We start from the raw sequence: 5888 nt of genomic DNA, 5'->3' as shown, positions 1-5888 counted from the left end.
CTGGCCCCGGCCTTCGCCCGCTGGCGGCAGACCTGGGCGCAGCATGGCTTCGCTCCGGTGCGTGCTGACTGGCTCGCCCGCGCGGCCGGGCTGGGCACGCGCATGGTGGCGCGGCTTGGTGCCGAAAGCCCGGAAGGCCTGTTCAGCGGGCTGGCCGAGGACGGTGCCCTGCTGCTGCGGCTTGACGATGGCACGGTACGCGCCATTCATGCCGGCGAAGTCTTTGCGCTCTGAAGGAGCCACCCGCGATGCTGCTCGCCATTGATGTCGGCAACACCAACATCGTCTTTGCGCTGTGCAGGGGCGAGGCGATCGAGCATCGCTGGCGCATCTCCACCGATGGCCAGCGCACGGCCGACGAATATGCCGTGTGGCTGCACCAGCTGATGGCGCTGGAGGGGGTGACGATGGCCAGCGTCGACGCCGCCATCATCTCCACCGTGGTGCCGCAGACCCTGTTCAACCTGCAGCGCCTGTGCCGCAAATATTTCGAGGTGGAGCCGCTGGTGGTGGCGGTGGGCGGCATCAATATGGGCCTGGCCATTGCGCTGCCCAACCCGGCCGAGGTGGGGGCGGACCGGCTGGTCAACGCGGTGGCTGCCCACGCGCTGTGGCCGGGCGATCTCATCATCATCGATTTTGGCACCGCCACCACCTTCGATGTCGTCTCTGCCGACGGCGCCTACCAGGGCGGGGCGATCGCGCCGGGGATCAACCTGTCGATGGACGCGCTCTACCAGGCCGCCGCCAAGCTGCCGCGCATCGCCGTCGAGCCGCCGCCCGAAGGCCTGGGTGCCATCGGCAAGGGCACAGTGCACGCCATGCAGTCGGGCCTGTTCTGGGGCTATGTCGGGCTGATCGAGGGGCTGGTGGCCCGGCTGTCGGCGGAACTGCCCGCCCCGCCGACCGTGGTGGCGACGGGCGGTCTTGCCACCTTGTTCCAGCGCCACACCCCTGCCATAGCCCATGTCGACGGTGATCTCACCATTCGCGGCCTCATCCGCCTCCACCAATTGAACGCAAAGAACCCCTGACCGATGATCCCTGGTGATGAGCTGATCTTCCTGCCGCTTGGCGGGTCGGGCGAGATCGGCATGAACGTCAATCTCTATGGCGCCCGTGGCAAGTGGGTCATGGTCGATCTGGGCATGACCTTTGCCGATCCGCGCTATCCGGGCATCGACATCGTGCTGCCCGACCTGTCGTTCATCGAGGAGCGCCGCGACGATCTGCTCGGCATTGTCCTCACCCATGGGCACGAGGATCATATCGGCGCCATTCCCTATCTTGCGGCCGATCTCGGCGTGCCGCTCTATGCAACGCCGTTCACCGCCGGGCTCATCGCCAAGAAACTGGCCGAGGAGGGCCTGGAGGACGAGGTCACATTGAACATCGTGCCGATGGGCGGCACGCTGCAACTGGGGCCGTTCGGCTTCACCTATGTGGCGCTTGCCCACTCCATCCCGGAAGGCAATGCGCTGATCATCGACACGCCCCATGGCCGCATCTTCCACACCGGCGACTGGAAGCTGGATGATGCGCCGCTGCTGGGCTCACCCGTCACCGAGGCCGAGCTGAAGCGCATCGGCGACAGCGGCATCCTCGCGCTGGTCGGCGATTCCACCAATGTCTTCAACCCGGAAGCCTCAGGCAGCGAAAGCGACGTGAAGGACGGGCTGATGCGGCTCATCAAGGGCCGCAAGCAGGGGCGGGTGCTGGTCACCACCTTTGCCAGCAATGCAGCGAGACTGGGCACGCTGGGCCAGGTGGCCAAGGCCGCTGGGCGCGAACTGGTGCTGGCCGGCCGCTCGATGGACCGCATTGTCGAGGTGGCACGCGCCACCGGCTATCTGGCGGACCTGCCGGCCCCTATTGATTGGGACACGGCGATGGCGCTGCCCCGCCACAAGGTGCTGATCCTGTGCACCGGCGCGCAGGGCGAGCCGCAGGCGGCGCTGTCCCGCATTGCCGAAGGCACCCACCCCGCGTTGCGGCTGGAGCCCGGCGATCTCGTCGTCTATTCCTCCAAGCAGATCCCCGGCAATGAACTGTCGATCGGGCGGGTGCAGAATGCGCTGGCCAGCCGCGGGATCGAGATTGTCACCGAACGCCAGGCCCATGTCCACGTGTCGGGCCACCCCGGCCAGCCGGAGCTGGAAGCCATGTACGAATGGATCCGGCCCGAGATCGCCATCCCGGTGCATGGCGAGCGCCGCCACATGGAAGCCCATGCCAAGCTGGCGCTGGCCAGCGGCGTGTCCCGCGCGCTGGTGCCAATGAACGGCACGGCCATCCGGCTGGCCCCCGATGGCCCGGTACTGCTGTCCCAGGAACGCGCCGGGCGGCTGGTGCTGGATGGCGACATCATTCTGCCCGCCGATGGCGCCACCATCGTCGAGCGGCGGCGGCTGGCGCACAATGGCCTGATCAGCGTGTCGGTGGTGATGGGCAAGAACGGCCGCCCGGCGGCAACCCCTCAGGTGAGCGCCCACGGCGTGCCGGTGGAGGAGGACAAGGCCGCGTTTCTCGCCGCCTGCGCCGAAGCCGCCGAGGCCGCGGCCGCGAAGCATGATGCCAAGCGCGGCGCGCCCTTTGCCGAGGCCGTGCGTGTCGCTGTGCGCCGGGTGGCACGCGAATGGACCGGCAAGAAGCCGGTGACCGACGTGCAGGTCATCCGCCTGTGAGGGAGAGGGCCCCGTGAAGCCGCAATCGGCGCTGGCCATCTACCTGTTGTTCTGGACGATCACCCTGTTCGCCGTGTTGCCGTTCGGGGTAAAGACCGCCGATGAAGCCGGCGATGAACCGGTGCCCGGCCAGGCGCCCTCGGCCCCGGCCAACCCGATGATCCTGAAGAAGCTGGCGTGGACCACGCTGATCTCGGCGCTGCTGTTCGGGCTCTTCGCGGCCAACTATGCCTTTGGCTGGGTCGAAGTGGACGATGTGCCCTTCTGGCGCACGCACGGGCCCTATCCGTCAGCCTGACGCGCGGCGGCCACGAAGCGGCGGGCCAGTTCCGCATCCAGCCGGGCATCGCGGCGCAGGCCGGAGCAGATGTCCAGCCCAGCCGGACGCACCCGGCGCACCGCATCGGCGGCGTTGGCCGGATTGAGCCCGCCAGCCAGGAACACCGGGACCGGGCTGGCGGCCACGAAGGCGGCGCTGATCGCCCAGTCGTGCACACGCCCGGTGCCGCCCAGTTCGCCGGCCGAGGGCCGCCCACTGTCGAGCAGGAAGCCGGTCACGTGCGGGGCATGGGCAGCGATCATGGCCAGCGCGCCTTCATCTTCCACATGCACCACCTGCCAGCGTTCGTGATCGGGCAGCAGCCGGGCCAGCCGCGCCTGTTCGCCCGGATCGATGTGGCTGACGATCTGCACCCCGCGCGTGCCCGTGCGGCGAACATGATCGGCGATGGCGTCTGCGGTGGTCTCGGCGGTCAGCAGCAGGCTGAGCACATGGGCGGGCAGGCCGGCGGCGATCTCGGCGATGGCGTCGTCACTGATCGGCCCCGGCCCGCTCGGCATGGTGGCGACCAGCCCCAGCACATCGGCCCCGGCCGCCAGCGCCACCGCGGCCTCGGCGGGGGAGGCGATGCAGCAGATCTTGATGCGCGTCATGCGCCGCCGTCGTTCAGCCTTGCCCGGCTGCGGTCATCCGGGCGAAGAACTCACTGTCGTCCAGCGTGTCGCTCATCCCGATCCAGGCTTCGTCGGTCATGCGGGCGCGCATGCCAAGGAACATCGCGGCATCATCGCCGCAGGGGGTGCGGAAGGCGGTGTTGCGGCCGCTGACGATATCCAGCACCGCGCCAGCCACCACGGAGGGCGGCGTGGCATTGCCGGCATCGGCATTCAAGGCCACCATGCGGCGGCCGCTGGGATAGGCGCTGTCGGCACGCGGCTGCGGCAGGTTGGCAACCGCCATGTCGGTGGCAATGATGCCCGGTTCGACCAGCGCGACCCGTACGCCGAACGGCGCCAATTCCTGCGCCGCCACCTCGCTGGCGGCTTCCAGGGCGAATTTCGAGGCGCAGTAGCCGCTGTCTGCAAACACCGCCATGCGCCCGGCGATCGACGAGATGTTGATGATCAGGCCATCGCCACGCTCCCGCATGGCCGGCAACACGGCCTTCATGCAGCGGACGGGGCCGAAGAAGTTGGTGTTCATCACCGCCTTGATCATGGCCATGGATTCGTCCTCCATGGCGTTGATCGACAGGATGCCGGCATTGTTGATCAGCACGTCCACGCTGGCCATGCCGGGTCTCGCGAACAGCGCGGCGACCGAGGCATCATCATCCACGTCCAGAGCAGCGAGGCTGATCGACATGCCTTCACGCGCGGCGATATCGGCGAGGTCGCTGCCGCTGGTGTCGCGCATGGTGGCGATCACCTCATGGCCGGCGCGGGCCAGTGTCAGCGTGATCTCGCGGCCGATGCCGCGCCGCGCGCCCGTCACCAATATGCGTGCCATGTCGACTTCCCCCCTCTGCCCGGCCCGGACGGGGCGGGTCAGATCAGTTGAAGCGACCGGCCGCCTGCCCGATCGCCAGATAGAGCTTGCCCAGCGTGGAAGAGAGCAGGGTCGCGCCTAGCGCCTCGCCGCCGCGTTCCGGCACGATATCGGCGACGAGCGCTTCGAAATCGGCCAGGTAACGGCTGGCCTCGGTGCGGAAATCCTGATCGTGCGCGAAGTGGCGCAGGAACAGCCGGCCGGTACCGCGGTCCAGCCCGGCGGCCAGCCGGCGCGCGATGGCGCTGCGGTCGCCGGCGGCGTAATCGGTCCAGGTCTTGTCGTCGATGTCGAAGTCGAGCAGTTCGGCCATGTCGACGGCGCTGGCCTGCAGACTGTCGATCAGCCCGTTGGCGCGCCTGCCGAGCGAATTGCGCGCCCTGAGTTCGGCGCGGGTTTCCACGGCATCGACATGCGATTCCACCTCGGCAATGGTACGGGTGAGCGATACCAGCCGCTGCGCCACGCGCTCGGCGGCCACCTGCGCGGCGTTGGCGGCGCGGCTCTGGGCGGTCACCAGCTCCTCAATGCGGCTGCGGATCGGACCGGCAAACGCCAGTTCCGTGCGATCGATGGCCGAACGTTCCAGCGCGCTCTCGGCCTCCGCGATCACGCCAGCCAGCGACTGGCGCATGGCGCCTGCGGCGGCATCGGCGATCTGGCGGACCCGCCCGAACGTCTCGACCAGTTCGCCCGACGCGGTCAGCCCGATGCGGCCCGTGCCTTCCTCCAGCTCCTGCATCTGGGCCACTGCCTGTTCGATGGCAGTGTTCAGCCCGGCGGTGCTGCTGTCCAGTGCGGCCCGCGCCGCTTCCAGCTGGCCGCTGGCTTCGGCGATGCTGCTGCTGCCCTCGGCGAGCGGCTCGGCCAGCGTGGCGGCGCTGGCGGAGAGAGCCGCCAGCCGTTCCTCCAGCGCCGCGACCAGCGACTGCCCGGCCGGCAATTGTTCTTCCAGCAGCGCGACGGCGCTTTCGGCTTCGCGCACCATGCCGCCCAACCGCGCCTCCACCGCCGCCAGTGCGGTCTCGGCATCGGCCAGCGGCGTCGTCAGCGCGGCGGCGCTGGCACGCGCCTCGTCCATGCGCGAATCAAGGCCTGACAGTGCGCTTTCATTGTCGGCCATGGCCTGGCCGAGGCGCTGGGCCAGCGCCTCGATGCGGCCGCCCAGATCATCCACCAAAGCCTGCGTACTGTCGCTGGTGCTGGCGATGTCGCCGGTGATGCGGGCGGTGATGTCCTGCAGCGCGGTCAGCCGGTCTTCCAGCGCGCGCGCGGCCTCGCCGCCGATATGGTCGAGCGTGGTGCGCGCCTGCTCGACGGTGGCCAGCAGCGCGCTGGTCTGGGCGTGGACGGCCTCGCGGGTGGTGTCGACTGCC

The 5888-nt window shown here is 69.1% G+C and carries 6 protein-coding genes and 1 pseudogene; 4 read left to right on the top strand and 3 right to left on the bottom strand.

Annotated elements, in window-relative coordinates:
* The 4 genes and pseudogenes from GJV64_RS10565 to GJV64_RS10550 form a co-directional block, all read left to right on the top strand.
* Positions 1–234: pseudogene (locus tag GJV64_RS10565) on the top strand (biotin--[acetyl-CoA-carboxylase] ligase); the annotation flags it as partial.
* A 14-nt stretch (positions 235–248) separates the two neighbouring features.
* On the top strand, positions 249–1034 hold the full coding sequence (locus tag GJV64_RS10560) for a type III pantothenate kinase (protein WP_164157196.1): 786 nt from the start codon (positions 249–251) through the stop codon (positions 1032–1034).
* Positions 1035–1037: 3 nt separating this feature from the next.
* Positions 1038–2684, top strand: coding sequence for a ribonuclease J (locus tag GJV64_RS10555; RefSeq protein WP_164157195.1), 1647 nt, complete (start codon positions 1038–1040; stop codon positions 2682–2684).
* Positions 2685–2697: 13 nt separating this feature from the next.
* A complete protein-coding gene (locus tag GJV64_RS10550) occupies positions 2698–2982 on the top strand; it encodes a DUF1467 family protein (RefSeq protein ID WP_164157194.1) in 285 nt (94 codons plus the stop codon).
* Here the strand turns inward: GJV64_RS10550 and GJV64_RS10545 are convergent.
* From GJV64_RS10545 to GJV64_RS10535, 3 genes are all read right to left on the bottom strand, one after another.
* The gene (locus GJV64_RS10545) at positions 2967–3617 is read right to left on the bottom strand and encodes a phosphoribosylanthranilate isomerase (protein WP_164157193.1); all 651 of its coding nucleotides are present in this window, start codon (positions 3615–3617) and stop codon (positions 2967–2969) included. The two genes, GJV64_RS10550 and GJV64_RS10545, sit on opposite strands and share 16 nt — an antisense overlap.
* Before the next feature lie 13 nt (positions 3618–3630).
* Positions 3631–4473 carry an SDR family NAD(P)-dependent oxidoreductase gene (locus tag GJV64_RS10540; RefSeq protein WP_164157192.1) on the bottom strand — a complete coding sequence of 281 codons (843 nt, stop codon included), beginning with the start codon at positions 4471–4473 and terminating at the stop codon, positions 3631–3633.
* A 43-nt stretch (positions 4474–4516) separates the two neighbouring features.
* A partial coding sequence (locus GJV64_RS10535; RefSeq protein WP_164157191.1) for a hypothetical protein occupies positions 4517–5888 on the bottom strand: 1372 nt, incomplete at its 5' end.

Source organism: Sandarakinorhabdus rubra, assembly GCF_010994245.1.
Classification (GTDB): domain Bacteria; phylum Pseudomonadota; class Alphaproteobacteria; order Sphingomonadales; family Sphingomonadaceae; genus Sandarakinorhabdus; species Sandarakinorhabdus rubra.
This window is presented reverse-complemented; position numbering and strand designations above follow the sequence as displayed.

Excerpts from the sequence above, each read along its gene's own strand:
- GJV64_RS10560 (WP_164157196.1), top strand. The coding sequence starts at position 249 with ATGCTGCTCGCCATTGATGTCGGCAACACCAACATCGTCTTTGCGCTG.
- GJV64_RS10555 (WP_164157195.1), top strand. The coding sequence starts at position 1,038 with ATGATCCCTGGTGATGAGCTGATCTTCCTGCCGCTTGGCGGGTCGGGC.
- GJV64_RS10545 (WP_164157193.1), bottom strand. The coding sequence starts at position 3,617 with ATGACGCGCATCAAGATCTGCTGCATCGCCTCCCCCGCCGAGGCCGCG.
- GJV64_RS10540 (WP_164157192.1), bottom strand. The coding sequence starts at position 4,473 with ATGGCACGCATATTGGTGACGGGCGCGCGGCGCGGCATCGGCCGCGAG.